The organism is Arthrobacter sp. L77, assembly GCF_000816565.1.
Lineage (GTDB): Bacteria > Actinomycetota > Actinomycetes > Actinomycetales > Micrococcaceae > Arthrobacter_D > Arthrobacter_D antioxidans.
The window spans coordinates 474,353-499,707 of the sequence record NZ_JWSU01000001.1; the positions used below are offsets into that span (position 1 = coordinate 474,353).

The window sequence follows — 25,355 nt, forward strand, 5'->3', positions numbered from 1 at the left end:
CGGCCCACCATCGGGTGGACCGGACGTCGGGGTGTCCCGCCGCGACCTGCCACGGCATCGCGGAGCCGCCGGAGGTGGCGGGGACGGGGACGACGGGACGGAGGAGCGTACTCAGCCCTGCGAGAGGGCCTTGAAGGCGCTCAGGGCCCGTTCCCGGCTCTCCTTGAGGTCCACGACGGGCTCGGGGTAGCCGGGGGCCGCCCCCTTCCACGGCTCGTGGATGTTGTCGGCGTCCGCGAGTTCGGGGACGAAGCGGAGGAGGTACCGTCCCTCGCGGTCGAATTTCCTGCTCTGCAGCACCGGGTTGAAGATCCGGAAGTAGGGACTGGCATCAGCCCCCGATCCGGCCACCCACTGCCAGCTCGCTGCGTTGCTCGCCGCGTCGGCGTCGACGAGGCAGTCCCAGAACCACCGTTCGCCCACGCGCCAGTCGATCAGGAGGTTCTTGATGAGGAAGGACGCCGTCGCCATGCGCACCCGGTTGTGCATCCAGCCGATCTCCCACATCTGGCGCATGCCGGCGTCGATCAGGGGATACCCGGTGCGGCCGCGCTGCCAGGCCTCCAGCTCCGACTGCGTGGAGCTCTCCCAGGCGAAGGCGTTGAATTCGGGCCGGTAGTTCACGGTGGCGAGTTCGGGATTGAAGTAGAGGAGCTGCCAGCTGAATTCGCGCCAGCCGAGTTCCGACCCGAAGACGCGGATGTCCTCCGCCGTCGAGCTGTCCTTGTGGTCCTGGGCCGCGTGCCAGACCTCGAACGGGCTGATCTCGCCGAACCGCAGGTGGGGGGAGAGCATGCTGGTGCCCTGGACCGCGGGGAGGTCGCGGTTGTCCTTGTAGCCATGGGCGGCGCCGTCGAGGAAGTCGTCGAGGCGGGCGTGGGCGCCCGCCTCTCCCGGCGTCCAGGTCTCCCGCAGGCCCTGCGCCCAGTCGGGCGTGGTCGGGAGCAGTCCCCAGGTGTCGAGGTCGTCGGAGGCCAGCTGCGGGCCCCTGAGGGATGTCGGGGCGGGCAGGGGAGTGCGGGGGGTGCGGAAGGTGAGGCAGGCCCTCCAGAAGGGCGTGAACACCTTGTAGGCCTCGCCCGCGCCCGACATCACCTCCCAGGGCTCGTACATGAGGTTGGCCTGGAAGCTGGTGGCCTCGACCCCCCGGTCCGTGAGCGAGGCCTTGAGCGTCGCGTCCACCGTGCGCTCGACCAGACCGTAGCGCCGGTTCCAGAGGACCGTCCGCGCCGAGGACTCCTCGACGAGCCGCGGAAGGACCTCCGCCGCTGCCCCGCGCCGCAGGACGAGGGGGATCCCCAGGTCGGTGAGGGATTCGGCCAGGGACGCGAGCGAGTGATGGAGCCACCAGCGCGATGCGCCGCCCAGCGGGCGGATGCCGTCGGTCCCGTCATCGAGCACATAGCAGGCGACGACGTCGTCGCCCTGCTCCGCAGCCCTGGCAAGTGCCGGGTTGTCGGAGATCCGAAGGTCGTCGCGGAACCACACCAGAGTCACAGCCATGCGCCCAATCTACCGGTGGGCTCCGACAGTCCGGGCTGCGGACGCGACAGGGGACCGCAGCCCGGTCGGCTGCGGTCCCCCGGTCATCCACCTGGTTCCTGACCGGCTACTGATCCGCAGCCGGTCCTGAGCGGATCAGTAGGTGGTCTCGCTCCTCGTCGCCGGTGCGCCGGCGGCGTCGGCATCGCTGTCGGCGCCCTGGCCGATCGCGGACTGCGACCCGGAGCCGGATTTCAGCGCCGCGAGGCGGGCTTCGATCTCGGTCTGCTCCCCGAGGTCCTCGAGGCTCTCGAACTGGGCATCCAGGCTCGACGTGGCGAGTTCCTGCTGGCCGCGGACCTTGGCCTCCTCCCGACGGATCTTCTCCTCGAAACGGCCCACCTCGCTCGTGGGGTCCATGAAGTCGATGCTCTTGACGGCGTCGTGCACCTGCTGCTGGGCCTGCGCGGTGCGCGAGCGGGCGATCAGCTGGTCACGCTTGACCGTCAGCTCGTTGAGCTTGCCCCGCATCTGGTTCAGGCCGTTCTTGAGCTTCTCGACGATCTCCGTCTGGGACGCGATGGTCGGCTCGGCGCCCTTCGCCTCGTTCTCCGACGCCATCTGGCGCTGGATGGCGACCTTGGCGAGGTTGTCGAACTTCTGGGCGTCGGCCGTGTCGCCCGAAGCGCGGTACTCATCGGCCTTGCGGGAGGCGGCGAGGGCCTTGTTGCCCCAGCTGCGGGCGTTCTCGACGTCCTCGTTGTAGTCGTCCTGCATCATCCGCAGGTTGCCGATGGTCTGGGCCACGGCGCTCTCCGCCTCGGCGATGCTGTTGGTGAAGTCCCGGACCATCTGGTCGAGCATCTTCTGCGGATCCTCCGCCTGGTCGAGCAACGCGTTGATGTTGGCCCGGGTGAGCTGAGCCATCCTGCCGAATATCGACTGCTTTACCATTGATTTCCCTTTCGATTCTGCGCATGGTCGTGTGTCCTGCTGGGGAGGGGCATCGGCGGTTAGAAGTCGCCGCCACCGCCGCCGAAGTCCCCGAAACCGCCGCCGCCTCCGCCGAAGCCGCCGAAGCCGCCCCCTCCGAAGCTCCCGCCGTCGCCGCCGAAACCGCCTCCGAAGCCGCCGCCGTCGTGGTGCCCGCCGCCGAAGCCGCCACCGTTGAGCAGGCCGCCGAGCAGGATGCCGCCCAGCAGGGCACCGCCCATCCCGTCGCCGCCACGTCCTCCGTACCTGCCGCCCATGCCGCCGCCGAAGCCGCCGCCGAAGCCGTCGACATCCTGCTCGGCGAGCTGGGCCGCCTGGCCGGCGAGCATCGTGGCCTGCTGGGCGTGGGACAGCGCGGTCACGGGGTCCGAGCGCTGGAGGTCGACGGCGTAGTCGAGATTGCGTTCGGCTTCGGCCAGGCGGGTCCGGGCTTCGCTGCCTACCCCGCCGCGACGTGCGCGGATGTAGTCGGCGGTCCCGGAGATGCTCGACTGCGCCGCGATCAGAGCGTGCTGAAGGGCGTCCTGGGCGCGTCGGGTGTTCTCCGCCTGGTCGCGCACGCCGCCGAGCGCGGCGTCGAGCTGTGCGTGGGCCGCCTCCAGGCGCTGCAGCAGCGCCACCGGATTGCTGCGTCCGTTCTGCCGCTCCTGCCGCACCGTCGCGACGGCGGACTGCAGGGCCGCGATCGGCCCCGCGAGGTCCCGGTACTGCCCGGCGCGGTCCATGGCCTGGGCCTGCGCCAGGTCCTGCTCGGTGTCGGGCAGCGCGCGGTCGAGCTCGCGCTCGGCGCCGGCCAGTTCCTCGGCGCGCTTGTCGATCGCATCCAGCAGGACCGTGCTCTGGTGCACGGACTCCTCGGCGGCGCGGACGGCGACGACGGCACGCCCGGTGTCGTCCTGCGCCATCCGCGACCGTGCTTCCGTCGCCGCGCTGTCGACGAAGGCCAGGCGCTCGCGTGCCTGCTCGATGTTGTCCGAGACCTGGGTGGTGGCGGACTCGAGGTATCGGCCCTGCAGGGTCCTCAGGGTCTGCTCGGCCGCGGAGAACCGGCGGCGCGCCTCGTCGGCCGCGGACTGCGCACGGAGCAGGGCGTCCGGGGCGTTCCGCTCGAGTTCGCGCAGCGCGTCGAAGTCCTCCTTGTGCTCCTGCAGGGAGGCATTGACGTCCTCGCAGCGCCGGATGATCTCCCCGAGCCACTGGCGCTGCTGCTCCTCGGTGTCCGGGATGTGGTCGTCGAGCTGCTGCTGGAGCTTGAAGGACTCACCCATGTGCTGCTTCGCGGTCGCGATGTCCTGGGAGAACGTGGCGATGGCCTCGGCCCCGTACTGCGCCTCCGCGAAGCCGAGTTCCTGCTCACTGGACTTGATGGCGTCGTCGGCGGCGATCAGGAGGCTGCCGGCCCGCTTGCGCAGGTCCTCCACGCTCAGGGCCGCGAGCGGGTCCACGATCTCGCCCTCTGCCGACGGCACCGGCCCGTACCCGTATTCCTCGCGCTTGCGCTGGGCGCTGCCCGCGCTGCGCTTCTTGAGCAGCATGTAGCCGCCGGCCCCCGCGACGGCGACGAGCCCGCCGACGAGCACGAGGCCGCCGAGGCCGCTGCCACCCGAACCGCTGCCGTCGGGGGACGTCCCGCCGCCGGTGGAGCCACCGGTGCCGCCGGCGAGCGCCTGGTCGATCCCCTCGACGGCGGCGAGGCCGCCTCCGAGCCAGTCATCGGCCTGCAGTTCCGGGATGACGTAGCTCGTCCGGATCTCCTGGACGGACGAATAGACGCCCGACTGCTCTCCGGCGACGAGCCCGACCTCCTGCTGGTCCACCGCGACGGCGAGGACGGCCTCGTCGGCCGACGAGGCGTTCGCGATGGCGACCTCCTCCGCCCACTGCCCGGAGTTGCTCGGGTTCTCGAACGTGTCGACGTAGGCCACCCGGAGGGTGAACCCCTGCGACGACTGCAGGTCTGCGACGGCTGCTTCGAGCTCGCTCTCCTCCTCCGCGCTGAGCACCCCGGCGTTGTCGATCACGTAGTCCCCGGACGGGAAGGTGATCGGTTCGTCGGCGAAGGCCGCCGTCCCCGAGACCAGCGGGATCGCCACGATGGCACCCAGGACAGCAGAGACGCGGGTGCGCCTGCTCATCATTCGCATTTTCGACCCTTCAGCACGTCCTCCGGACCTGTCCGGTCCCAGGACTGAGGCCGGTGGATGCCGGAGGCTCCCTGTCTTCCCGATTCTATGGTTGGGGTGCGGGAGCGTCCACCACCGACACCTATGCCCCTAGCGAAAGGCGCATCCCCGGTGAACGCCCGACGGCGGCGCGTTCCCGCTCCGCCGGCACCGGATGTCGGTGGATGTCGGCGGATGTCGGTGGATACTGGGAGACGAGTCCGACGGCGGCGTGCCGTAGCGGCACATCTCCAGCGGCCTCCCAGATCCCGCACAGCGAACGCATGCGGAAGGCTCAGGGAAAGTTGCCATGATGTGGTCAACAGCAACGAAAGGATCCCCATGAACGAGCAGCCGGGTAACTCCGACCGTCCCCTGCCTCCCCAACCGCAGACCCCGCCGTCGCGGGGCACGAATGTGTCCCGCGACGCGACGGAGGCGCAGCCGGTCGTGGGACCGCCGACAGTGCAGCACCCCGGCGCCGCACCGGCACCGATGGTCGAACCGCAGGCAGCGCCCCGGCAGGCTCCGGCCGCCTCCCACCCCGCCTACGCCGGACACCAGCCGTTCTACGGCGAGCAGAACCCGGCCTACGGCCACGCCCGGTCGGACGGCGGTCGCGGAGGGACCCGGGAGCGTCGGCGCGTGGGCCTGGCCACCTTCGCCGCGGGCGTGCTCGCGGCCGGCCTGGTCGGCGGAGGCGTCGCGACGGCAGGCCTCAACGCCCTGGACGACGGCCCGGCGGCGGGGATCTCCCAGGGCGCGCCCGAGTCGATCGTGGTGAACAACACCGACGACGTCAACACCATCACCGGTGCGGCCGTCACGGCCTCGCCCAGCGTGGTCACGCTCGCGGTCAGCGGCGGGACCTCCGGCGGGTCCGGTTCCGGCATCATCCTCGACACCGACGGCCACATCCTCACCAACACGCACGTCGTGACCCTGGGCGGCCAGGTCTCGGACCCCACCGTGGAGGTCAAGCTCGACGACGGACGGGTCTTCCCCGCGACCGTCGTCGGCACGGACCCGCTGAGCGACCTCGCGGTCGTCAAGATCGACGCACCGGACCTCACCGCCGCGACCCTCGGCAACTCCGACGAACTGAACGTCGGAGACACGGCGATCGCGATCGGGGCGCCACTCGGGCTCAGCGGCACGGTGACGGACGGCATCGTCTCGACGCTGAACAGGACCATCAGCGTCGCGTCCTCCGCCGTCCCCGAGGAACAGCCGGACAGCGGCCAGTCCGAGAACGGCGAAGGCTTCAACTTCCTGCCGCCGGGCGGCTCCGGCGGGCAGCAGCCGCAGTCGCAGGGGTCCATCTACCTCAACGTGATCCAGACCGATGCCGCCATCAACCAGGGCAACTCGGGTGGCGCGCTCGTCGACGCGGACGGCCGCATCATCGGCGTCAACGTGGCGATCGCCTCGGGCGGCTCCGGCGAGTCCACGGGCAACATCGGTGTGGGGTTCTCCATCCCGATCAACTACGCGGACCGCATCGCCCAGGAGATCATCGCCGAGGGCGAGGCGACGCACGGCTTCCTCGGCGTCAGCGTCACGGCGGCCGGGAGCGACGGCGCCCAGAGCACGTCCACCTTCTCGTCGGGAGCGCTCGTCGAACGGGTCGAGCCCGGGTCGCCCGCCGAGGGCGCCGAACTGCAGGTCGGCGACGTGATCACCCGGGTGGGCACCTACGCCATCAGCGACCCCCAGTCCCTCACCGCGGCGGTCCGGATCCAGACGGTCGGGCAGCAGGTGCCGGTCGAGGTGGTGCGCGGCGGCGAGACGCGGACGGTGGACGTGACGCTGGCCCAGGCGCCGACGCAGTAGCGGACACCGAACACGCCGACGACCCGGCAGGTCGGCGGCACAGCAGGAGGCGGTCCCGGAGCGGGGGCCGCCTCCTGTTCGTTGACCGGGGGAGCGCGGAGTGCGCTGATCGCGGCCGGCCCGCAGTCCTGCGGCCGGTGTCACCCCACTATGGTTAGCTAGTCGATGGGAAGATCCCCGGACGAGGAAGGTCATCAATGGACGAGGCCACAGCAAGCGGACTGCGCATCGCGGTCCTGGTGAAGCATGTTCCGGACGCCCAGTTCGATCGCCATATCAGCGGCGACGACCTGACGACCGTCCGTTCGGAGAGCATCCTGTCCGAGCTCGACGAGTACGCGCTCGAAGCGGCCCTCCAGCTCGTCGAGGCCCACGGGGGTGCCGCCGCCGGGCACCGCGTCACGGCGATCACGATGGGCCCCGCGGCCGCGGTGAACGCAGTGAAGAAGTCCCTGCAGATCGGGGCGGACGACGGCGTCCACCTGACCGACGACGCCCTCACCGGCTCGGATGCCTCCGCTACCTCCCGGGCCCTCGCCGCCCTCCTGCAGCACGCCGGCCCCTTCGACCTGGTCCTCACCGGGATGGCATCGACGGACGGCGAGACCTCGCTCGTGCCGGCGCAGCTGGCCGAACGGCTCGACCTGCCCCAGGTGACGTTCGCGGCGTCGCTCGAGCTGACGCCCGGTGACGGCGGCTGGACGCTCGCCGCGCGGCGGGACAGCGACACCTATGCGGAGACCATCGAGGCGCCGCTGCCCGCCCTGGTGTCGGTGACCGACCAGATCAACGACCCCCGGTACCCGAACTTCAAGGGCATCATGGCGGCGAAGAAGAAGCAGATCCAGGTCCTGTCCCTGCAGGACGTCGGCCTGCAGGCCGACGAGGTCGGATTCGCCGGATCGTGGACGACCGTGGAGGCGGCTGCTCCGAGGCCGCCCCGCAGCCAGGGCATCGTCATCACCGACGAGGGTGACGCCGGCATCAGGCTCGTCGACTTCCTCGCCGGACAGAAGCTCCTCTAGCCGTTGCCCGCCCGCTCGTCCGTTCCTTCCAGGAGGGTTCCCTCATGACCTCGGTCCTCGTGTTCCTCGACCACCCCGCAGCGAGTCTCGCCAAGAGCGAGCGCGAACTCCTCTCGCTCGCCGCCTCGCTGGGCGACGTCGTCGTCGCGCTCGCCGACGAGGCCGGGCAGGCCTACCTCGACGGCATCGGATCCTACGGCGTGCAGCGGTACTACCGGCCGGAGGACGCGGCCGTCTCGGACGTGCTCGTGGCCGGCAAGGCCGCGTTCCTGGCCGAGGCCGTGCGGGCCTCAGGCGCCGGGATCGTGCTGCTCGGCAACTCCTACGAGTCCAAGGAGATCGCCGCCCGGTCGGGGATCAAGCTCGACTCCGGAGTCATCACGGACGTCGTGGCGCTCGACGGCGACCTGACGGCGACGAAGTCGGATTTCGCCGGCTCCTACACCGTCCACTGCCGCGTGACGACCGGCGTCGCCATCCTCACCGTCAAGCCCAACAGCTTCGAGGCCGTGGAGGCGGGTCCTCCGTCCTCCCCGGAGGCGGTCCGGGTGGCCGTCGAGCGTCCCCGTGCCGCGGCGCGCATCACGGGTCGGGTGGAGAAGCCTGTCAGCGGCCGGCCGGAGCTCACGGAGGCCCGCGTGATCGTCGCGGGTGGCCGCGGTGTGGACGGCGACTTCGGCCCGCTGGAGGACCTCGCGGACGCGCTGGGCGGAGCGGTCGGTGCATCGCGGGCCGCCACGGATGCCGGGTGGATCGAGCATTCCGCGCAGATCGGACAGACGGGCAAGACCGTCTCGCCCCAGCTCTACATCTCCGTGGGCATCTCCGGAGCCATTCAGCAGAAGGCCGGGATGCAGACCTCGAAGGTGATCGTCGCCGTCAACAAGGACGCCGATTCACCGATCTTCGAGATCGCCGACTTCGGGATCGTCGGTGACCTGACCACGGTGTTGCCGCAGGCCACCGAGGAGATCCGGAAGCGCGGGCTGTAGGGGGTGCCGACCATACCGGACACCGCGCCTCCCGGGCGCGTCCTCGTCCTCGCCGCCCACCCGGACGACATCGACTTCGGCGCGTCCGCCACGATCGCCGGGTGGACGGCCGCCGGCGCGGAGGTCGGCTACTGCATCCTGACGGACGGCGACGCGGGAGGGTTCTCCGACGAGGACCGGCCCGGACTCGCCGCGCTCCGCCGCGAGGAACAGGTCGCCGCAGCGAAGCTGGTGGGGGTCACGGACGTCACCTTCCTGGGAGAGCCCGACGGCTACCTCCAGCCGACGGACGGCGTCATCCGGGAGATCGTCCGGCGCATGCGGGAGGTCCGCCCGGACATCGTGGTGTCCATGCATCCCGAACGCAGCTGGGACCGGATCCAGAAGAGCCACCCGGACCACCTGGCCTGCGGGGAAGCCGTCACGCGCGCCGTCTACCCGGCGGTCGAGAACCCCTTCGCCTACCCGGAACTCGAGGCGGCGGGGCTGAGGAGCTTCCGCGTGCCCTGGCTGTGGTTCTACGGCGGTCCGGCGCACCTCGAGAACCGCTTCGTCGACGTCACGGGGCTCGAGGACACCAAGATCGCGGCCATCAGCGCCCACCGCAGCCAGCACCCCGACGTGGAGCGGATGCAGTCGCGGGTCCGGGACATCCTCCGGGAGAACGCGCGGCGCGGCGGCCTGCCGGAGGGGCGCAGCGCGGAGTCCTTCCACGTGGTGGGCATCAACACCGACGAGACGATCGCGGGTTTCTAGCCGGACCGTAGCCGACACCGGATGCGGGTGGAGTGCGCACCCCCGTGGCAGGGGCACGTGCCCCATGGCCCCCGACGACGTCCGACCCCGGCGATGTCATCGCCGGGGTCGGGATCGGATCGGATGCGTGCTGGTGCTCAGGCCCCGAGCGGGATCTGGGCGACGATCGGCAGGGTGGGCGTCGCCGACCCGCCGTCGGGCTCGACGGTGATCGCGATCGCGCTGAACCCGCTGATGTCCTCGAGTTCGGTGACCTTCGATCCGGCGACGTCCTCCCCGGTCATCGTGCCCTCGGACACCGGGTCGGTGCCGTCCGCCGGGATCCGCCACATCTGGTAGACGTGCCCGGGGATCGGCGCGGGGACTCCGCTCAGTGTGACCACGGCCGCGTCCTCCTCACCGGAGACCGCGAGGTCCGCCGTCCCGCCCGAGGCGAGGGCGAGCTGGGCTTTCCGGACGTCCGAGGCCTGGAGGACCTGCTCCTGGAGCGTGGTCTGCTGCAGGTTCTGGGCGATGGTCACGCCGCCGACGGCGAGCACGGTGGCCGCGGCAGCTGCCACCACCCACCGTGCGGCGCGCGAGGACATCGAGGCCCTGGCCGTGCGGCGCCTCGCCAGCTCGTCCTGCCCGGCGTCGTGCGTGACGTCGTGCGGATGTGACCGAGGAGGTTCGGACACCTCTGCGGCTCCGCCGGCCTCCACGGGCGTCGGGACCGCGTCGCCGACGGCCCCGGGGAGCCTGGCGAGGATGCGGTCGAAGAGGTCGGCCGGCGGGTCCATCTGCTCGTTCGCATAGGCGGTCGTCACCGTCTCACGGCACGCGCGCACACGTTCGAGGAACGTCGCACCGACGGCCGGATCGGCGTCCGCCAGGAACGCATCGATGATGCGGCGTTCGTCAGCGCTGATGGCGTCGAGCGCGTAGAGCTCGGCCCACTCGAGCACATGGCCCCGGGCGAGGTCCGTGCCGAGGTCATCGGCGAATCGTCGGTTCATATCCTTGTCCTGCATCTCAGGTCACCCCCAAACATGTCTTCAGTCGGAGTAATCCGTCACGGATCCTCGATTTGATGGTCGGTACCGCGACGCCGAGTTTCTCGGCCACCTCGCGGTAGGTGAGTCCGCCGTAGTAGGCGAGCTTCACCGACTCCTGCTGCGTCGCCGTCAGCGTGTCCAGGCAGCGCACCACGCTCTCCGCCTCGAGGCGCTGGGTCACGGTGTCCACGACGTCGTCGTGATCCACCGTCTGGGTGGCGGCCCCGTACCGCGCCTCACGGTCCGTAGCGCTCTGTTCCGAGCGCACCTTGTCCACGGCGCGGCGGTGGGCCAGGGTCATGAGCCAGGCCATCGGGCTGCCGAGGGCCGGGTTGAAGCGGTCCGCGGTGTTCCACACCTGGAGGTAGACCTCCTGCGTCGCGTCCTCGCTGAGATCCGGGTCGATGAGCACGCGCCGTGCGAGTCCGTAGACCCGCTTCGAGGTCTGCTCGTAGAACAGGGCGAACGCGGCGCGGTCCTGTCCGGCGATCCGCGACAGCAGGTCGGCCAGGGTAGGACCGGCACCGGGATCAGCTGAGAACTCGTCTGATGCGGGAGCGACTGGGCTGACCCGGCTTACTCGTGGCGTTTCCATAGGGCTCCAGCATAAAGCGCGGCCGGCTCCGCGCCGAACGCTTCCGTCACCCGCGCGGCGCGGTGGTGGTGTATGCGCCCCGAGAACGAGCACCATCCCACACCCCCCTGCCGATTTTGAACTTTCCGCTGTCGGATGGTATTCGGAGCTGCCCGGCCGGCGGATGGCCCGGGGGAGGGGCTACTGTGCGGGCCGGTACTCGGCGACCGCGATGAGGGAGTCGGCATTGAGGACGAACGCGGTGCCGAGCCGCTCCGCGAAGGCCGACCGCACCCGGTGCAGGGCCTCGGGGTCGTCCGGCAGCAGCCCGCGGTACCCGCTGCCCAGCGCGAGGGACCAGGCGCTGTCGGGGTCGAGCGGGACCGTCAGTCCGAACTGCTCGATCCGCACGTTCGTCAGCCCGCGGGCGTGCAGCCAGTCCCTCAGGCGGTCGGTGGAGGCCAGCTTCCTGCAGTTCTCGACGAAGGCCATCCCGGACCGGCCCGCGCCGCCGGCGTCCTCCCGGTCCGCGTCCGCGGGGAGGACCTCGCGCAGGACGTCGAGGAGGACGTCCCCGAACGGTTCCAGGGCGCCGTCGTCCCAGGTGCTCAGGGCGATCCTCCCGCCCGGCCGCAGCAGGCGGACGATCCGGTCCATGCCGGCATCCAGGTCGTCGAGGAGGAGGACGCCGTAGCAGCTCACGACGGCGTCGTACGGCGCCTCGGGCGTCCACTCATCCGGTTCCACCGGATGGAAGAACACGCCGTCGAGGGCGAGCGCCTCCGCCTTGGCCTTCGCGAGGTCCAGCATCGCCGGGGAGCGGTCGACGGCGTCGACGCGTCCGTCGGGTCCGGTGAGCTGGGCGGCCGGGATCGTCCCCGTACCGGTTGCTGCGAACACGTCGAGCACGCGCTCGCCGACGAGGATGTCGGCGGCCGCGACCACCGCGTTGCCCACCGGGTTCCAGACGGCCGGAGCGAGGCGGTCGTGGTCCTCGGCCCCGCCGTCGGGCAGTGTTGCGGCATGGCGAGCGGACATGGGGGCTCCTAGGCGTGGATCATCGCTGGGCCCCTGCGAAGCCCTGTTGGCGCCAGGCTTCGTAGAGGACGATGGATGCGGTGTTGGCGAGGTTGAGCGATCGGCGGGACGGCAGCATGGGCACGCGGACGCGGGAGGTGACGTGGGGGTCCTGCTTCACCGCGGACGGCAGGCCGTCGGATTCACGCCCGAACAGCAGGACGTCGCCGGGCTCGTAGGCGATGTCCGTGTAGGACACATCGCCCTCGGACGTGAACGCGAACACCCGGTCCGGCTGCAGGGCGGCCCAGGCGTCCTCGAGGTTCCTGTGCACGTGCAGCACCGTGAGGTCGTGGTAGTCCAGCCCCGCCCGTTTCAGCTTCGAATCCTCCAGGCTGAAGCCCAGCGGTTCGACGAGGTGCAGTTCGGCGCCGGCCACGGCTGCGAGCCGGATGGCGGCACCGGTGTTGCCCGGGATTTCTGGCGTGTGGAAGAGGATGCGGAACACGCCTTCATCCTAGCTTCCGGCCGCGGCCAGCAGGCGCGCGAGCACGGGCAGCTGCACGACGTTCGGCGTGGGTCCCGAGGACAGGAAGGAGCGGATGGTGCGCACGGCGGTGCCCGCATTCACCACCTGGACGAGGGTCGTCGACGCACGGTCGAAGCCCGGCGGGACGTCGATCACCGGGGCGAAGGGATTGTCCGGCGCCCCGTGGATCACCACCCAGCCGGCCACGTTGCACTCGGGGAAGAGGTCCTGCACCACGCGCACCGTCCGCGGTACCTCGAGCTCCACCGGCCGCCCCTGATGGCGGAGGGACCGGCCGTCCCAGGAGAAGTTGCCGGGGGACGCGGTGAAGGAGTCGATCACCGCGATCCTGTAGCCGGCCAGCAGCACATGGCCCGCCGTCGTCCCGTCGCGGTCGTCGAACCGGACACCGTTGACCAGGCGTGCGGCCGGGTACGTGGACAGGAGCGCCCGTTCGAGCAGCGCGGCGGTCCGGAGCTCGCCGTCGGTCCTCGCGCGCACCTCGGAGGAGAGCCGCGCGAACATGCCCGGCTGCCGGGGGGACCCGTGGAGCTGCCGGCCGGCGAGGATCAGGGGGACGGCGGGCGGGGACGACGGCGAGAACGGCGGCAGGTAGTTCGGCGCGGACCTCGCTGCCTCGTCGTCCTCGACGCTCGTGCGCGTGGAGCTGCGGGGCGCCGGTGCCCCGTTGCGATCGGCCGTCGCCGCCGCGCCGGGGGAGCGGCCGGTGCCCGGGGCACCGGCGGCTCCGGTGGCGGAGGTCCGCCCGCGGCCGGTGTCGGCGTCGTAGCGCTCGCGGCGCCGGGGGTCGCCCAGCGTCTCGTAGGCGACGGCGACGTCGTGGAACCGGGTCGCGCTGCCCCCGAGGTCGGGGTGCGCGGAGCGGGCCGCACGGCGATAGGCGTCCTTGATCTCCTTGGCGTCGGCGTCGGGGGGCACCCCGAGGATGTCGTAGTACGACTTCCGTGCTGCCTCTGCCATCGATCGGCCCTTTCTGGTGTCCGGCGTGTCGGCGCGACCAGGAGTCGCTCCCGGAGCCGCGGCCCCGGCCGTGCTGCGCTTCCCCCCGACACTAGGGGCACGGGCGGGCCCGGACAAAAGCGGTCGTCCCGGCGGCGCCCCCGCCCCTGACGGGACTGCCTGCGGATGCAGGCCCTGATACAACGCCGCGGCGGGCGGAGAAGTTCACCGACCCCTCCCGGTGGTCCCGCCGCGGGACCGGCTCAGCCCGCGCGCCGGTACAGCGTGTAGAGGGCGGAGTCCTCCATCAGCAGGGAGGAGAGCGTCAGCCCGACGGCGTCCTCGGGACTGCGGCCCACCGCGATCCTCGGTCCGTCGCCCCCCGCGAGCAGCGGGCTGATCGACAGGCACAGCTCGTCCACGGTCCCGGACCGGGTGAAGTCGCCCAGCACGGCGGGCCCGCCCTCGCAGAGGACCCTCGGCAGTCCGCGCCGGCCGAGCTCGGCGAGCACGGCAGGCGCCTCCACGGCGTCGGTGCCGCAGTCGACGACGTCGGCGACCCGCTCGAGGGCGGTCCGCCGGTCCGCCGGCGCACCGGCGGTCGTGAGGATGAGCGGGCGGACGGGCGCCCTGCCGAAGAAGTCGGCGGCCGGGTCGAGATTCAGGCTGCCCGAGATCACGGCCACGGCGGGGTGTGCGGCGAGGCCGTGCGCGCGGCGCCACGAGCGGGCGTCGTCGTCGACCAGCTCGCCCCCGTAGCCCTCCGCGCGGATGGTGCCGGCGCCCACCAGCACCACGTCCGCGAGGCGTCGCAGGACCGCGAAGATCCGCTGGTCGCCGTCGTTCCCCAGTCCCGCGGAGAAACCGCCGCTCGTGGCGGCGCCGTCGGCAGCGGCCACGAAGTTGAAGCGGACGTAGGGCCGGTCGGTCACCGGGTAGGCGTAGATACGGTGCAGGGCGTCGGCGTCGACCGCCGCGCCGGTGGCCGGGATGAGTGAGGTGATCATCGCGTCACCGGCTCGTTGACCTCGCCCATGTTGTGTCTGAGGTAGGCGGGTTGCCGCCATCCGAGGACCGCCTCCGTGAGGTCGATCGCCGCCCGGGACGCCGCGACGTTGTGCATGCGGACCACGCGGGCGCCGCCGAGGATGCAGATGACGGCGGCGGCGAGCGATCCCTCCACGCGTTCGCTTTTCGGGCGGTCGAGCGTCTCGCCGATGAAGTCCTTGTTGGACACCGCGGCGAGGGTGGGGAAGCCGAGCCCGGCGATCTCGGGGAACCGCCGCGTGATCTCGAGCGAGTGCAGCGTGTTCTTGTTGAGGTCGTGCCCGGGGTCCAGGAGGATGCGGTCCTCCGGGATGCCCAGCCGCACGGCGTCGTCGACCTTCCGGAGGAGGAAGTCCGCGACCTCGCCCACCACGTCGCCGTACGTGGGCCTCGGGTACACGGTGCGCGGCGCGGCGAGGCTGTGGGTGATGACCAGGTGGGCTCCGGCCTCGGCGACCACCGCCGCCATGTCCGGGTCGCGCAGCCCCGTGGTGTCGTTGACCACGGTGGCCCCGGCGGCGAGCGCCTGGCGGGCGACCTCGGGCAGGAACGTGTCCGCGGAGATGATGACGTCCGAGGCTGCGCGCACCGCGCTGATCACGGGGACGATCCTGTCGATCTCCTCCGACGCCGGGATGGCGTCCCCCGGCGAGAAGGGGGCGCCGCCGATGTCCACCCAGTCGGCGCCGTCCTCGACCGCCCGCAGGGATGCGTCGACGGCGGCCTGGAGCGCGAACGTCGCGCCGCCGTCGTAGAAGGAGTCCGGCGTCCGGTTGATCACGGCCATGAGCGCGACCTGGCGGTCGAAGTCCAGGGTGCGCGTGCCGAAGGTGTACACCGGGTGCCGGAATCCGGGCCGGTAGGAGCCGGAGGGGGAAGGAGCCGCTGCATGACTGTCCATCCTGTCTTTCTACCACTGCGGGCCGGCGGGCCGCCCCTGCGCCGGTGCGTGACGGGCGCCACCGGAATCGGCGGCCCGGGGCGGCGCCGGTAGAATCGGTCCATGCCCGTGTATGTCGACCACGCGGCGACCACGCCGATCTCGGCGCCCGCGCTCGCCGCCCTCACCCGCGAACTCAGCCTCAGCGGGAATCCCTCCTCCCTCCACGGCTCCGGCCGGCGCGCCCGGCGATCGGTCGAGGAGGCCCGCGAGAGGATCGCGGCGGCTGCCGGGGCCCACGCCTCGGAGGTCGTCTTCACCTCCGGCGGGACCGAGGCGGACAACCTCGCGCTCAAGGGCCTCTTCTGGGCGCGCCGCGCGGCGGACCCGTCCCGCACCCGGATCCTCTGCAGTGCCGTGGAGCACCACGCCGTGCAGGACACCGTCGAGTGGCTCGAGCGCCATGAGGGTGCCGAGGTGGTGTGGCTCCCCGTCGACGCCGCCGGCCTCGTCTCCCTCGATGCGCTGCGGACCGCGCTCGCGGACGCCCCGGAGCGCACCGCGCTGGTGACGGTCATGTGGGCCAACAACGAGGTGGGGACCGTCCAGCCCGTCCGGGCGATCACCGCGGAAGCCGCCCGGTACGGGATCCCCGTCCACAGCGACGCCGTCCAGGCCTTCGGTTCCCTCCCGCTGTCCTTCGCCGAGTCGGGACTCGCGACCATGGCCGTGAGCGCCCACAAGATCGGCGGTCCCGTGGGCGTCGGGGCGCTGTTCGTGGGACGCGCGGTGACGCTCACCCCCGTGCAGCACGGCGGCGGGCAGGAGCGGGACATCCGGTCGGGCACGCTCGACGGCGCGGGCATCGCCGCGTTCGCCGCCGCGGCCCACGACGCCGTCGTGCACCTCGGCGACGAGGCGCCCCGGCTGGCCGCGCTGCGGGACCGCCTCATCGAGGGCATCCGCCGCGAGGTCCCGGAGGCGGTGCTGCGCGGTGTCCCGCACCCGGCCCCCGACGCCGCCCGCCTCCCCGGCAACGTGCACTTCACCTTCCCCGGCTGCGAGGGCGACTCGCTCCTGTTCCTCCTGGACCTCGCGGGCATCGAGTCCTCCACGGGGTCCGCCTGCACCGCGGGCGTGCCGAGGCCGTCGCACGTGCTGCTCGCCATGGGCCTCACGGAGGACGAGGCCCGGGGCGCCCAGCGCTTCAGCCTGGGGCATACATCCACGGCCGACGACGTTGACGCGGTGGTGGGTGCCATCGGCGCGGCGTACGCCCGCGCCCGCAAGGCCGGCATGGCCGGGCACGCATCGACCATCCAGACGGCAGGAACAGGTTTCTCATGAGGGTATTGGCAGCGATGAGCGGCGGCGTCGACTCCGCGGTGGCGGCGGCGCGCGCGGTGGAGGCAGGGCACGACGTCGTCGGCGTCCACCTCGCCCTCTCCCGCATGCCCGGGACGCTCCGGACGGGCAGTCGCGGCTGCTGCACCATCGAGGACTCGCGGGACGCCTGGCGGGCGTGCGACATCCTCGGCATCCCCTACTACGTCTGGGACTTCTCCGAGCGGTTCAAGGAGGACGTCGTGGACGACTTCGTCGCCGAGTACGCCGCCGGCCGCACCCCGAACCCGTGCATGCGCTGCAACGAGCGCATCAAGTTCGCGGCGCTGCTCGAGAAGGCGCTCGCACTCGGGTTCGACGCCGTCTGCACCGGCCACTACGCGAAGGTCGTCCAGGACGCCCGGGGGAACCCCGAGCTCCACCGGGCGGCGGACTGGGCCAAGGACCAGTCGTACGTGCTCGGCGTGCTCACCCACGAGCAGCTCGAGCACTCCATGTTCCCGCTGGCGGAGACGCCGTCGAAGGCGGAGGTGCGTGCCGAGGCGGAACGCCGCGGCCTGTCCGTCGCGAACAAGCCCGACAGCCACGACATCTGCTTCATCCCCGACGGCGACACCCGCGGCTGGCTCGAGGAACGCATCGACATGACCGAGGGCGACATCCTCGACGTCGACGGCGGGAAGATCGGCAGCCATCCCGGGGCGAACGCGTTCACGGTCGGCCAGCGGCGCGGCCTCAAGCTCGGCACCCCGGCCGCCGACGGCAAGCCCCGCTTCGTGCTCGAGATCCGGCCCAAGCAGAACGAGGTCGTCGTCGGGCCCGAGCACCTGCTCGCCATCGACGAGATGCGGGGCATCAAGGTGTCCTGGGCCGGCGTGCCCATCGAGGCCGTCCGGACCGGCGACACGTTCGACTGCATGGCGCAGGTCCGGGCGCACGGCGATCCCGTCGCGGCCCGCGCGAGGGTCGAGGAGGACAGCGGTGCCCAGCAGCTCGTGGTGCGGCTGATCGAGCCGATGCGCGGCGTCGCGCCCGGGCAGACCGTGGTGCTGTACCAGGGCACGCGGGTGCTCGGCCAGGCGACCATCGACTCCGCACGCTCCGCCCTCCGCCCCGCGCCGGCCGCCGCGCAGGGCTAGTCGCAGTTCCTAGTCGCAGTTCACGGAGCCGCGCGGGGTTCTGCTTGACTGGAGTCATGACGCATCCACGCAGTGGCTTCGACCCGGCCGCCAGTTCGCTCGCAGGAGACGTGGCCCCCGAGGTGATGGCCGAGCTGCTCTCGGTGAGGAGCTCGATCGACAACATCGACGCCACCCTCGTGTACCTCCTGGCCGAACGCTTCAAGGCGACGCAGCGGGTGGGACACCTCAAGGCCGAACACGACCTCCCCGCCGGGGACCCGCAGCGCGAGGCGGCCCAGATCGCCCGCCTCCGCATGCTCGCGGAAGAGGCGCAGCTCGATCCGGCGTTCGCCGAGAAGTTCCTGAACTTCATCATCTCGGAGGTGATCCGCCACCATCAGGCCATCTCCGAGAACCGCCGGCCGTCGGCGGAGGCCCCCGCCGTCCCGTCACACGGGACTCCCACCGGACCGGGAACGACCGGCCCGCATGCCTGACGGGACGCGGGGACCCGCCGTCGGGGCGACGGCCCCCGGCGACTGGCCGGGGACGGATCCGCACGAGGCGAACCGTGCCGTGCGGGGCGAACTCGGGGGAGCGAACCTGCCCTTCCTGCCCTCCCTGCCGGCGCGGGGACCCGGCAGCGACGCCGTGGGACGCACGCTCGGCGTGCTCGTCGAGCTGCCGTTCGACCTCCAGCCGCACGGCTGGCGCCTCGTCCAGCGTCCCGGCAAGGACCAGCGCCGCGCCGAATCGGCGCTGTCCTCCGACATCAACGCCCTCGGTGACATCGCCGGCGCCGAGGATGGCTCCGCACCGCGAGTGAAGCTGCACCTCCACGGACCGCTGTCCCTGGCGGCCGGCGCCCACCTGCACGCCGGCGAGCGCGTCCTGATCGACCACGGCGCCCGGCGCGAGCTCTACGAGTCGCTCGCCGCGGGCGCCGCGGACCTCGTCCGCCGGGTCGCGGCGGTGGCGCGCGGGGCCGAGGTGCTGGTGCAGTTCGACGAACCCGACGCCGACGACGTCCTCACGGGCAGGGTGCCCACCGCGAGCGGCTACCGGTCCCTCCGTGCCCTGGACCGCCGGGAGGCCACCGAGGCGTGGGACCTCGTGACGGCGTCCGTCACCGCCGCCGGGGCCGCGGGCAGCGTGCTGGCGCCGGGGCACGGCGACGTGGCCGTCGACGCCGCACGGGCCAGTGCGGCACATGCCCTCTCCCTGGACCTGTCGCGCATCTCCGACCGCCGGTGGGAGGACCTCGCCGGGGACATCGAGTCCGGCCGGCAGCTCTGGCTCGCGATCCTCGACGCGCGGCCCGGGCTCCCCCGGGTGAGGGTCCTCGCGGAGTCGGTGCTCTCCGCCTGGCGGCGGGTGGGACTGCCCGTGTCGGCACTCGACGCCCTGACGGTCACCGCCCTGCCGGGCCTCGGCACGCTCACCCCGACCGGTGCGACGCAGGCGCTCACGCGGCTCGCCCAGACCGCCGACGCCCTGGACCAGGTCCGCGCCGAGGGGTGACCCGCGCCGGGCGCGGGGGAGAGGTCAGACGCGCTCCTCCCAGCGCCGCGGGCGGACCTCGGGGGGCAGCACGCCGTCGAACTCCTCGAGGACGTAGTCGAAGCTCCCCGCGTAGACGAGCAGTGTTCCCAGCTGGCGGTGGACCACCCGCGTGCTGATCCTGAAGCGGCCGGCGTCGTCGTCCCACCACTGCTCCACGTAGGCGAGTGCGCCGAGCGCGTCGGGGAGCGGCAGCCGCAGGCCCGCGAAGAGACGCGTCTGCGAGGACACCATGCGGATGCGGCCCTCGTCGGTGGCGGTGCACGTCAGGAGGGTGGCCATGCGCCGGTGGCGGCCCACGTAGTCGGTGAGGACGCCGTCCTGCAGGGACGTGGTGTCCTCGAAGACGCGCAGGGCGGTCCCGAAGTCCAGTTCCCGGCGTGCCGTGAGCGCCGGGCGCCCGAACGGGTCGAGGTGCGGGTAGTTGCGGATGGTGAACGGGACGTCGCTGTTGTACTCGGGGAAGAACGCGTTCTCGAGGGCGGTGAGGCGGAAGGCGGGGCGGGCGAACCACGCAGGGCAGCCGGCGACGTCGAACACCCCGCGACCGGAGCCCGACAGCCCGCTCTCCGCGTGCAGGCCGAAGTACTCACGCAGTTCCGGCTGGAGGCGACCGAAATCGCTGCCCATCGCCTGCTGGTAGATCGAGGTCATGTCGGTCCCGCTTCCGTCGCTCGGACCCCCAGTCAACCACGATGGCGGGCCCCGTCCCTCGTATGCTCGGTCCATGGGTGAGAACCGGAGTGCGATCGACTGGGACGCCGCGCGTGCCGCCAACCGCGACAACTGGGAGGACCGGGTGCCGCTGCACGAGAAGGCGTACGCGGTCGGGGACCTCGATGACCCGGATCACCTGAGCAGCGTCGTCAGGGCGGACCTCGGCGTCCTGGCGCCCTTCCTCCCGCACGGCTCGGTGGCCGGGCTGGACGTCTGCCACCTCCAGTGCCACATCGGCACCGACACGGTGTCCCTGGCGCGGGCCGGCGCCCGGGTCACGGGCGTGGACTTCTCCCCGGGGGCCCTGCGCTCGGCGGCCGGGCTCGCACGGCACCTCGGCCTCGACGCGACGTGGGTGGAGACCGACGTCCTGGATGCCCGCGCGGCCGTGAGCGGGGACTTCGACCTCGTGTACACCAGCATCGGGACCATCACCTGGCTGCCCGACCTCGAACGCTGGGCGCAGCAGGTCGCCGGGCTGCTCCGGGCCGGGGGCACGTTCTACATCCGGGACGGCCATCCCGTGCTCTACGCGCTCGACGAGAACGCCGACGGACTGCAGCTCCGCTACCCGTACTTCAGCACCGGGCAGGCGCAGGTCTGGGACGAGGACTCCACGTACGCGGGTGACGGCAGGGTGGCCCACCCGCGCACGTACGAATGGGCGCACCCGCTGTCCGCCATCGTCAACGCGCTCCTCGGCGCGGGCCTGCAGCTCCTCCGCCTGGACGAGGGGACCACCCTCCCGTGGAGGTTCTCGCCCCGCATGGTCGAGGTCCCGGACGGTTTCGCCTGGCCGGAGGCCGAGCGGGACCTCGTGCCCTGCACCTATACGATCATCGCCCGGAAGCCGTGAGCCCCACCCGCCGGGCCGGGACCTGCCGGCGGTCCGTCAGAGGCGCCCGGTGGCCTTGAGCCTGATGTAGGTATCGGCGAGGAGCGGCGGGAGGTCCGCGGGAGCCGCGTCCACGACCTCCGCCCCGAGCGCCCGGATCTGCTGCGCCACGGCGCCGCGGTCCAGGAGGGAACGCTCGGCGGCTGCCGCCCGGAACGTCGCCGCCGCCGTCGAGCGGTCGGCGCCCATCTCCTCGAGCCGCGGGTCGCGCACGGACGCGACGACGACGACGTGGCGTTCGGTCAGGCCCGGCAGCGCAGGGAGCAGGCCCTCCTCCACGGCCCCGGCATCGAGCGAGGTGAGCAGGACCACGAGGGAGCGGTGCGCGGAGACGGCCCGCACCTGGGCGGGCACGCGGGACCAGTCCGCCTCGATCAGCTCCGCCTCGAGCGGGGCCATGGCGGTCACGAGCGAGGCCAGCAGGTTGCCCTTGGCGGTCGAGTCGACGCGGGCGCGGAGCCGGCGGTCGTAGGCGATGAAGTGCACCTTGTCACCGCCGCGTTCGGCCAGCACGGACAGCAGCAGCGCGGCCTCGATCCCCGTGTCCAGCCGCGGCTCGTCGAGGACCCTCGCGGCGGAGGTGCGGGAGGTGTCCAGCACGACGACGACGCGGCGGTCCCGTTCGGGGCGCCAGGTCCTGACCACGGTGTCGCGGCGACGCGCGGTGGCGCGCCAGTCGATCGATCGGACGTCGTCGCCCCGGACGTAGTCCCGCAGGGAGTCGAACTCGGTGCCGGCGCCCCGGATCTGGACGGCGGCCCGGCCGTCGAGTTCGCGCAGGCGGCGCAGCTTCGACGGCAGGTGCCGCTTGGAGTTGAACGGCGGCAGCACCCGCAGGACGCCCGGCGCCGGCACGGTGACCTGCCGCGCGGCCACCCCGAGGGGACCGGCGCTCCGCACCGTGACCGTGTCCACGCGGAGGATCCCGCGGCGCGTGGGGCGGAGGTGGAGCGTCATGCGGCGGGCCTCGCCGGAGGGCACGACGACCGACTGCTCCGGGTCCACGGCACCCGCGGAGGGCTGCCAGGCCTCGCGCACCGTGGCGCGGAGGGTGCGCGGGGTGTCGTTCCGCAGGACCACGGCGCTGGTGCACTCCTCGCCCAGCCGCACACTGTCCGGCAGGGTCCGGCGGAGGCCGACGCGCCGGGGGGACGCGGCGAGGGCGAGGTCGAGGCCGACGACCGCCGCGAGGAGCAGGACCCACAGCAGGATCGACGTCGCGCCCGGGTACACGATGACGGGCACGACGCCGAGCAGCGCCAGCAGGACCAGGCGACCGGTGATGACCATGGGAGAGCTCCTCTCGGACCCCGTGCGCGGCGGCGCGTGCACGGGTGGTCGGGGTGATGGACCTACCGCGGGACGGGGACGGAGCCGAGGATGCTGCCGAGCACGTCGTCCACGCCGACACCGTCCATCTGCGCCTCCGGCCGCAGGGCGACCCGGTGGCGGAGCGCCGGCAGGGTGAGGGCCTTGACGTCGTCGGGCGTCACGAAGGAGCGGCCGGAGAGCCACGCCCAGGCGCGCGAGGTGTTGAGCAGCGCGGTGGCGCCGCGCGGCGAGACGCCGAGCTGGAAGGACGGGGAGGTCCGCGTGGCGCGGACCAGGTCCACGATGTAGGCGAGGACCTCCGGGGCGATCGCGACGCCGGACACCGCGGCGCGCGCCCGGTCGAGGTCCGCCGCGCCCGCCACGGCCCGCACGCCGGCCGCAGCGAGGTTGCGGGGGTCGAACCCGACGCTGTGCCGACGGATCACCTCGATCTCGTCCTCGCGCCCGGGGAGCGGGAGGGTGAGCTTCAGCAGGAAGCGGTCGAGCTGGGCCTCGGGCAGGGGATAGGTGCCCTCGTATTCCACGGGGTTCTGCGTGGCCGCGACGATGAAGGGCGTCGGCAGGCGCCGTGACACGCCGTCCACGGAGACCTGCCGCTCCTCCATCGCCTCGAGCAGTGACGCCTGGGTCTTGGGCGGGGTGCGGTTGATCTCGTCGGCGAGCAGGATGTTCGTGAACACCGGGCCCTCGCGGAAGGTGAACTCGGAGGTCTTCGACTCGTAGATGAGCGAACCCGTGATGTCGCCCGGCATGAGGTCCGGGGTGAACTGGACGCGCTTCGTGTCGAGGTCCAGGGCGGTGGCCAGCGTCCGGACCAGCAGCGTCTTGGCGACGCCCGGCACGCCCTCCAGCAGCACGTGCCCGTCCGCGAGGAGACCGATGAGGAGGCCCGTGACCGCCGCGTCCTGGCCCACGATCGACTTGCCCACCTCGGCGCGCACCCGCAGGAGGGCGTCCCGGGCCGAGGCGCCGTCGGCGGCGGCCTGATCGGCCGGGCCGGCTGTCCGGCCGTGCCCCGCGCCGTCGACCCGCCCGTCGACCTGCCCGTCCGACAGCGCGCCCGGGTCCTCCGTGCGTGTCGCCTGGTGGGCACCTCCGGCGGGTGCTGCCTGCTCGTCCTGCTCTTCCTGCCGGCGTCCGGTCTGGTTCATGAGGGCGTGATCTCCTTCTCGAGGTCGAGGATGTCCTGTGCCCAGAGCACAAGCTGGTGGTTGGTGGTCGGGACGCTGAGCAGCCGCTGCTCGATCTCGGTCCGGGGCCTGCCGCTGTGGCGGGAGGCCGCGTCGATGACCTCCGCGGCGGAGGCCGCACGGTCCACGCGGAGCCGTCGGGCCATGCGGGCGAGGCTTGCCGCGCGCAGGGTCACGGCTGCGTGTCCCACGGCCCGGGAGTCCTGGTAGAGGCGGGCCCGGCCCTCCGCCGTCTCGGCGGCGCGGACGACGACGGGCAGCGGCTCGGCCGCGAGGGGGCCCATGCGCCGGCCCCGCCACAGCATGGCGAGGACCGCACAGGCCAGGAGCCAGACGAGCAGGGGATCCACCCAGGGCGGGAGGAGCGTCATCGGGTCGACGCCCTCCCCGGTGGAGACGACGTCCGCCCCGCTCGGTTCGTACCAGACGAGCGTGGGCGAGGAGCCGAGCGCGCGCAGCGCGAGGGCCGCGTTGCCCTCGTCCGTGATGGCCTCGTTGGACAGGATCGACGGGGCGCCCAGGACGGCGACCGAGCCGTCGTCGCTCGTGGTGTACAGGCCGCCGGTCGCGTCCTCGATCGCGACCTGGAAGCATTCGACGGCGCCGGAGTAGGCGGTCCCGGACGCGGTGAGCGTGCCGGCCGCTATGGCGTCCGTGTCGGGGCAGTCGGCGGACAGGGCCGGGGCGTCGCCGGCCAGGTCGAGGGGCGCGGCGCCGACCGGCGCGAAGTCGTCGTCGAGGGCGGCCAGCTGGCGCGCTCCCGGTGCGGCGAGGACGGCGCGGTCCGCCAGGACGGTCACGTCCGCCACCTGGCCGGCGCTGAGGTACTGCTGGGCGTCGTTGAGGAACAGGGTCGCCGGCCCCCGCTCCAGGGCGGCGATCGCCTCGTCGTACGAATCGGCCCGGACGACGTCGACGCCCTCGGACGCGAGGACCTCCGCGACCGCTCGTGCACCCTGCGGCGCCGCGTTGCCGGGGGACAGCGGGCGCGCGTCCTCCTCCGGACCGGAGACGAGGTTGATGAGGAGGATCAGGGCCAGGACGAGGGCCCCGAGGATCAGGGGACGGGAACGCCGGAGCCTGGAGCGGGCGGTCGTCAGCGCGGTCCCGCCGTCGCCCATGACCTCGTGCCCTGCCACCCCTCCCGTCGCCCCTCCCGTCGGGGCGGGTCCGGCGCGGTCCGGCATGCCGGCGTCGGGGGAGGTGCCGTCGGCGGGGGTCGCCGCGGGGGTCCGCTGCCCGCGGGTCACCGGGGTGCCGCCGGGGCGGTCGTGTCCGCGGACGGGATGGGTCGTTCCGCGGAGAGCCGCGCATCGAGCGCGGCCGCGCGCCGGTAGGCGTCCCCGGACGCGGTCCCGCTGCCGTAGTGGGTCTCGTTGAACACCTCGGCCAGCCAGGCGACGTCGGCGGACAGGGGCGCGAACACGGCGCCGAGCTGGGCGGCGGCCTCCGTGGCCGTCCGTCCGGGCTGGTCGGCGACCACGAGGCGCTCCTCGGCCGACCGGATGACGGCCCGCAGCACTTCGGCGACGGCCCCGTTCCAGTCCCGGGCAGTCGCCAGCGCGGCTGCCCGGCCGCGGTGGTGGTCGGCGGAGTGTGTCGCGTCGTCGTCGAACACCGCGGACTCCTGCTTCCTGCCGCGCGCGTTCAGCCGTGGCTTGATGAGCACGACGGCCACGATGACGGCGAGCACCGCGCCGAGGGCCAGCACGAGGGTGCCCGGTCCCGGCGCGAGCCCGCCCATTCCGTCGAGGAGCCGGGCGATGCCGCGCAGGATCTCGGAGATGATGCGTTCGACGATCCCGGGCTGTGCCTCGACGTACGGGGGTTCGGTCAGTTCCTCCTCGAGCAGGCGCCGTGCCTCGTCCGTGTCAGGGGTGAGGAGGAAGCGGATCCCACCGCTCATGCGCGC

The 25,355-nt window shown here is 72.5% G+C and carries 24 protein-coding genes; 9 read left to right on the plus strand and 15 right to left on the minus strand.

What is annotated here, in order from left to right:
• Nucleotides 1-111: 111 nt before the first annotated feature.
• The 3 genes from RY94_RS02290 to RY94_RS02300 form a co-directional block, all read right to left on the minus strand.
• Entirely contained in the window at nucleotides 112-1,503 is a 1,392-nt protein-coding gene (locus RY94_RS02290) for a cryptochrome/photolyase family protein (RefSeq protein ID WP_043441076.1), read from the minus strand.
• A 135-nt stretch (nucleotides 1,504-1,638) separates the two neighbouring features.
• A complete protein-coding gene (locus RY94_RS02295) occupies nucleotides 1,639-2,436 on the minus strand; it encodes a PspA/IM30 family protein (RefSeq protein WP_043441077.1) in 798 nt (265 codons plus the stop codon).
• Nucleotides 2,437-2,495: 59 nt separating this feature from the next.
• A complete protein-coding gene (locus RY94_RS02300) occupies nucleotides 2,496-4,613 on the minus strand; it encodes a TPM domain-containing protein (protein ID WP_043441078.1) in 2,118 nt (705 codons plus the stop codon).
• 366 nt (nucleotides 4,614-4,979) lie between these two features.
• On the opposite strand from RY94_RS02300, the gene RY94_RS02305 reads away from it, so the two are divergent.
• The 4 genes from RY94_RS02305 to RY94_RS02320 all read left to right on the plus strand — a co-directional run bounded on the left by RY94_RS02305 (nucleotide 4,980) and on the right by RY94_RS02320 (nucleotide 9,243).
• Nucleotides 4,980-6,470, plus strand: a complete 1,491-nt coding sequence (locus RY94_RS02305; RefSeq protein ID WP_043441080.1) for a S1C family serine protease — start codon at nucleotides 4,980-4,982, stop codon at nucleotides 6,468-6,470.
• Between the two features lie 197 nt (nucleotides 6,471-6,667).
• Complete coding sequence (locus tag RY94_RS02310; protein WP_197060566.1) at nucleotides 6,668-7,495, plus strand: electron transfer flavoprotein subunit beta/FixA family protein; 828 nt, start codon at nucleotides 6,668-6,670, stop codon at nucleotides 7,493-7,495.
• Between the two features lie 44 nt (nucleotides 7,496-7,539).
• Nucleotides 7,540-8,487 (plus strand): electron transfer flavoprotein subunit alpha/FixB family protein, encoded by a 948-nt coding sequence (locus tag RY94_RS02315; protein ID WP_043441082.1) that lies wholly within the window; start codon nucleotides 7,540-7,542, stop codon nucleotides 8,485-8,487.
• 3 nt (nucleotides 8,488-8,490) lie between these two features.
• Entirely contained in the window at nucleotides 8,491-9,243 is a 753-nt protein-coding gene (locus RY94_RS02320) for a PIG-L deacetylase family protein (RefSeq protein WP_043441084.1), read from the plus strand.
• A 137-nt stretch (nucleotides 9,244-9,380) separates the two neighbouring features.
• Here RY94_RS02320 and RY94_RS02325 read toward each other — a convergent pair whose 3' ends face one another.
• The 7 genes from RY94_RS02325 to folP all read right to left on the minus strand — a co-directional run bounded on the left by RY94_RS02325 (nucleotide 9,381) and on the right by folP (nucleotide 15,305).
• Entirely contained in the window at nucleotides 9,381-10,238 is an 858-nt protein-coding gene (locus RY94_RS02325) for an anti-sigma factor (protein WP_197060567.1), read from the minus strand.
• 16 nt (nucleotides 10,239-10,254) lie between these two features.
• Complete coding sequence (gene sigK, locus RY94_RS02330; protein ID WP_043441087.1) at nucleotides 10,255-10,872, minus strand: ECF RNA polymerase sigma factor SigK; 618 nt, start codon at nucleotides 10,870-10,872, stop codon at nucleotides 10,255-10,257.
• A gap of 180 nt (nucleotides 10,873-11,052) precedes the next feature.
• Nucleotides 11,053-11,889, minus strand: a complete 837-nt coding sequence (locus RY94_RS02335; protein WP_043441090.1) for a class I SAM-dependent methyltransferase — start codon at nucleotides 11,887-11,889, stop codon at nucleotides 11,053-11,055.
• Nucleotides 11,890-11,908: 19 nt separating this feature from the next.
• A complete protein-coding gene (locus RY94_RS02340) occupies nucleotides 11,909-12,376 on the minus strand; it encodes a tRNA (cytidine(34)-2'-O)-methyltransferase (protein WP_043441092.1) in 468 nt (155 codons plus the stop codon).
• A 9-nt stretch (nucleotides 12,377-12,385) separates the two neighbouring features.
• The gene (locus tag RY94_RS02345; protein WP_043441095.1) at nucleotides 12,386-13,378 is read right to left on the minus strand and encodes a J domain-containing protein; all 993 of its coding nucleotides are present in this window, start codon (nucleotides 13,376-13,378) and stop codon (nucleotides 12,386-12,388) included.
• 242 nt (nucleotides 13,379-13,620) lie between these two features.
• The gene (locus RY94_RS02350; RefSeq protein WP_043441096.1) at nucleotides 13,621-14,364 is read right to left on the minus strand and encodes a pyrimidine reductase family protein; all 744 of its coding nucleotides are present in this window, start codon (nucleotides 14,362-14,364) and stop codon (nucleotides 13,621-13,623) included.
• Nucleotides 14,361-15,305 carry a dihydropteroate synthase gene (gene folP, locus RY94_RS02355; RefSeq protein ID WP_156134978.1) on the minus strand — a complete coding sequence of 315 codons (945 nt, stop codon included), beginning with the start codon at nucleotides 15,303-15,305 and terminating at the stop codon, nucleotides 14,361-14,363. Before folP ends, RY94_RS02350 begins: the two co-directional genes overlap by 4 nt.
• A 102-nt stretch (nucleotides 15,306-15,407) precedes the next feature.
• On the opposite strand from folP, the gene RY94_RS02360 reads away from it, so the two are divergent.
• From RY94_RS02360 to RY94_RS02375, 4 genes are read left to right on the plus strand one after another with little or no spacing between them, the layout of a single operon-like run.
• Nucleotides 15,408-16,631 (plus strand): cysteine desulfurase family protein, encoded by a 1,224-nt coding sequence (locus tag RY94_RS02360; RefSeq protein ID WP_043441098.1) that lies wholly within the window; start codon nucleotides 15,408-15,410, stop codon nucleotides 16,629-16,631.
• Nucleotides 16,628-17,767, plus strand: a complete 1,140-nt coding sequence (gene mnmA, locus RY94_RS02365) for a tRNA 2-thiouridine(34) synthase MnmA (RefSeq protein ID WP_043441100.1) — start codon at nucleotides 16,628-16,630, stop codon at nucleotides 17,765-17,767. Before RY94_RS02360 ends, mnmA begins: the two co-directional genes overlap by 4 nt.
• A gap of 56 nt (nucleotides 17,768-17,823) precedes the next feature.
• Nucleotides 17,824-18,246, plus strand: coding sequence for a chorismate mutase (locus RY94_RS02370; RefSeq protein ID WP_052273834.1), 423 nt, complete (start codon nucleotides 17,824-17,826; stop codon nucleotides 18,244-18,246).
• The gene (locus RY94_RS02375) at nucleotides 18,239-19,270 is read left to right on the plus strand and encodes a hypothetical protein (RefSeq protein ID WP_043441102.1); all 1,032 of its coding nucleotides are present in this window, start codon (nucleotides 18,239-18,241) and stop codon (nucleotides 19,268-19,270) included. Before RY94_RS02370 ends, RY94_RS02375 begins: the two co-directional genes overlap by 8 nt.
• 24 nt (nucleotides 19,271-19,294) lie before the next feature.
• Here the strand turns inward: RY94_RS02375 and RY94_RS02380 are convergent, their stop codons facing one another.
• Entirely contained in the window at nucleotides 19,295-19,963 is a 669-nt protein-coding gene (locus RY94_RS02380) for a DUF4166 domain-containing protein (protein WP_043441104.1), read from the minus strand.
• A 73-nt stretch (nucleotides 19,964-20,036) separates the two neighbouring features.
• Between RY94_RS02380 and RY94_RS02385 the strand changes: the two genes are divergently transcribed.
• Nucleotides 20,037-20,882: a class I SAM-dependent methyltransferase gene (locus RY94_RS02385; RefSeq protein WP_052273835.1), complete on the plus strand. Its 846-nt coding sequence runs from the start codon at nucleotides 20,037-20,039 to the stop codon at nucleotides 20,880-20,882.
• Between the two features lie 36 nt (nucleotides 20,883-20,918).
• Here RY94_RS02385 and RY94_RS02390 read toward each other — a convergent pair whose 3' ends face one another.
• The 4 genes from RY94_RS02390 to RY94_RS02405 all read right to left on the minus strand — a co-directional run bounded on the left by RY94_RS02390 (nucleotide 20,919) and on the right by RY94_RS02405 (nucleotide 25,349).
• The gene (locus tag RY94_RS02390) at nucleotides 20,919-22,211 is read right to left on the minus strand and encodes a DUF58 domain-containing protein (RefSeq protein ID WP_043441106.1); all 1,293 of its coding nucleotides are present in this window, start codon (nucleotides 22,209-22,211) and stop codon (nucleotides 20,919-20,921) included.
• A 62-nt stretch (nucleotides 22,212-22,273) separates the two neighbouring features.
• Entirely contained in the window at nucleotides 22,274-23,404 is a 1,131-nt protein-coding gene (locus tag RY94_RS02395; RefSeq protein WP_231554383.1) for an AAA family ATPase, read from the minus strand.
• Complete coding sequence (locus RY94_RS02400) at nucleotides 23,401-24,693, minus strand: DUF4350 domain-containing protein (protein WP_052273836.1); 1,293 nt, start codon at nucleotides 24,691-24,693, stop codon at nucleotides 23,401-23,403. Before RY94_RS02400 ends, RY94_RS02395 begins: the two co-directional genes overlap by 4 nt.
• The gene (locus tag RY94_RS02405) at nucleotides 24,690-25,349 is read right to left on the minus strand and encodes a DUF4129 domain-containing protein (RefSeq protein WP_052273837.1); all 660 of its coding nucleotides are present in this window, start codon (nucleotides 25,347-25,349) and stop codon (nucleotides 24,690-24,692) included. Before RY94_RS02405 ends, RY94_RS02400 begins: the two co-directional genes overlap by 4 nt.
• Between the last annotated feature and the right edge of the window lie 6 nt (nucleotides 25,350-25,355).

Bases quoted from the DNA above. Each gene is read 5' to 3' on its own strand.
- RY94_RS02370 (WP_052273834.1), top strand. From the start codon at position 17,824: ATGACGCATCCACGCAGTGGCTTCGACCCGGCCGCCAGTTCGCTCGCA.
- RY94_RS02335 (WP_043441090.1), bottom strand. From the start codon at position 11,889: ATGTCCGCTCGCCATGCCGCAACACTGCCCGACGGCGGGGCCGAGGAC.
- RY94_RS02310 (WP_197060566.1), top strand. From the start codon at position 6,668: ATGGACGAGGCCACAGCAAGCGGACTGCGCATCGCGGTCCTGGTGAAG.
- RY94_RS02350 (WP_043441096.1), bottom strand. From the start codon at position 14,364: ATGATCACCTCACTCATCCCGGCCACCGGCGCGGCGGTCGACGCCGAC.
- folP (WP_156134978.1), bottom strand. From the start codon at position 15,305: ATGGACAGTCATGCAGCGGCTCCTTCCCCCTCCGGCTCCTACCGGCCC.
- RY94_RS02305 (WP_043441080.1), top strand. From the start codon at position 4,980: ATGAACGAGCAGCCGGGTAACTCCGACCGTCCCCTGCCTCCCCAACCG.
- mnmA (WP_043441100.1), top strand. From the start codon at position 16,628: ATGAGGGTATTGGCAGCGATGAGCGGCGGCGTCGACTCCGCGGTGGCG.
- RY94_RS02395 (WP_231554383.1), bottom strand. From the start codon at position 23,404: ATGAACCAGACCGGACGCCGGCAGGAAGAGCAGGACGAGCAGGCAGCA.
- RY94_RS02345 (WP_043441095.1), bottom strand. From the start codon at position 13,378: ATGGCAGAGGCAGCACGGAAGTCGTACTACGACATCCTCGGGGTGCCC.
- RY94_RS02325 (WP_197060567.1), bottom strand. From the start codon at position 10,238: ATGAACCGACGATTCGCCGATGACCTCGGCACGGACCTCGCCCGGGGC.
- RY94_RS02290 (WP_043441076.1), bottom strand. From the start codon at position 1,503: ATGGCTGTGACTCTGGTGTGGTTCCGCGACGACCTTCGGATCTCCGAC.
- RY94_RS02300 (WP_043441078.1), bottom strand. From the start codon at position 4,613: ATGATGAGCAGGCGCACCCGCGTCTCTGCTGTCCTGGGTGCCATCGTG.
- RY94_RS02380 (WP_043441104.1), bottom strand. From the start codon at position 19,963: ATGACCTCGATCTACCAGCAGGCGATGGGCAGCGATTTCGGTCGCCTC.
- RY94_RS02315 (WP_043441082.1), top strand. From the start codon at position 7,540: ATGACCTCGGTCCTCGTGTTCCTCGACCACCCCGCAGCGAGTCTCGCC.
- RY94_RS02375 (WP_043441102.1), top strand. From the start codon at position 18,239: ATGCCTGACGGGACGCGGGGACCCGCCGTCGGGGCGACGGCCCCCGGC.
- RY94_RS02385 (WP_052273835.1), top strand. From the start codon at position 20,037: ATGGGTGAGAACCGGAGTGCGATCGACTGGGACGCCGCGCGTGCCGCC.
- RY94_RS02295 (WP_043441077.1), bottom strand. From the start codon at position 2,436: ATGGTAAAGCAGTCGATATTCGGCAGGATGGCTCAGCTCACCCGGGCC.
- sigK (WP_043441087.1), bottom strand. From the start codon at position 10,872: ATGGAAACGCCACGAGTAAGCCGGGTCAGCCCAGTCGCTCCCGCATCA.
- RY94_RS02360 (WP_043441098.1), top strand. From the start codon at position 15,408: ATGCCCGTGTATGTCGACCACGCGGCGACCACGCCGATCTCGGCGCCC.
- RY94_RS02390 (WP_043441106.1), bottom strand. From the start codon at position 22,211: ATGGTCATCACCGGTCGCCTGGTCCTGCTGGCGCTGCTCGGCGTCGTG.
- RY94_RS02405 (WP_052273837.1), bottom strand. From the start codon at position 25,349: ATGAGCGGTGGGATCCGCTTCCTCCTCACCCCTGACACGGACGAGGCA.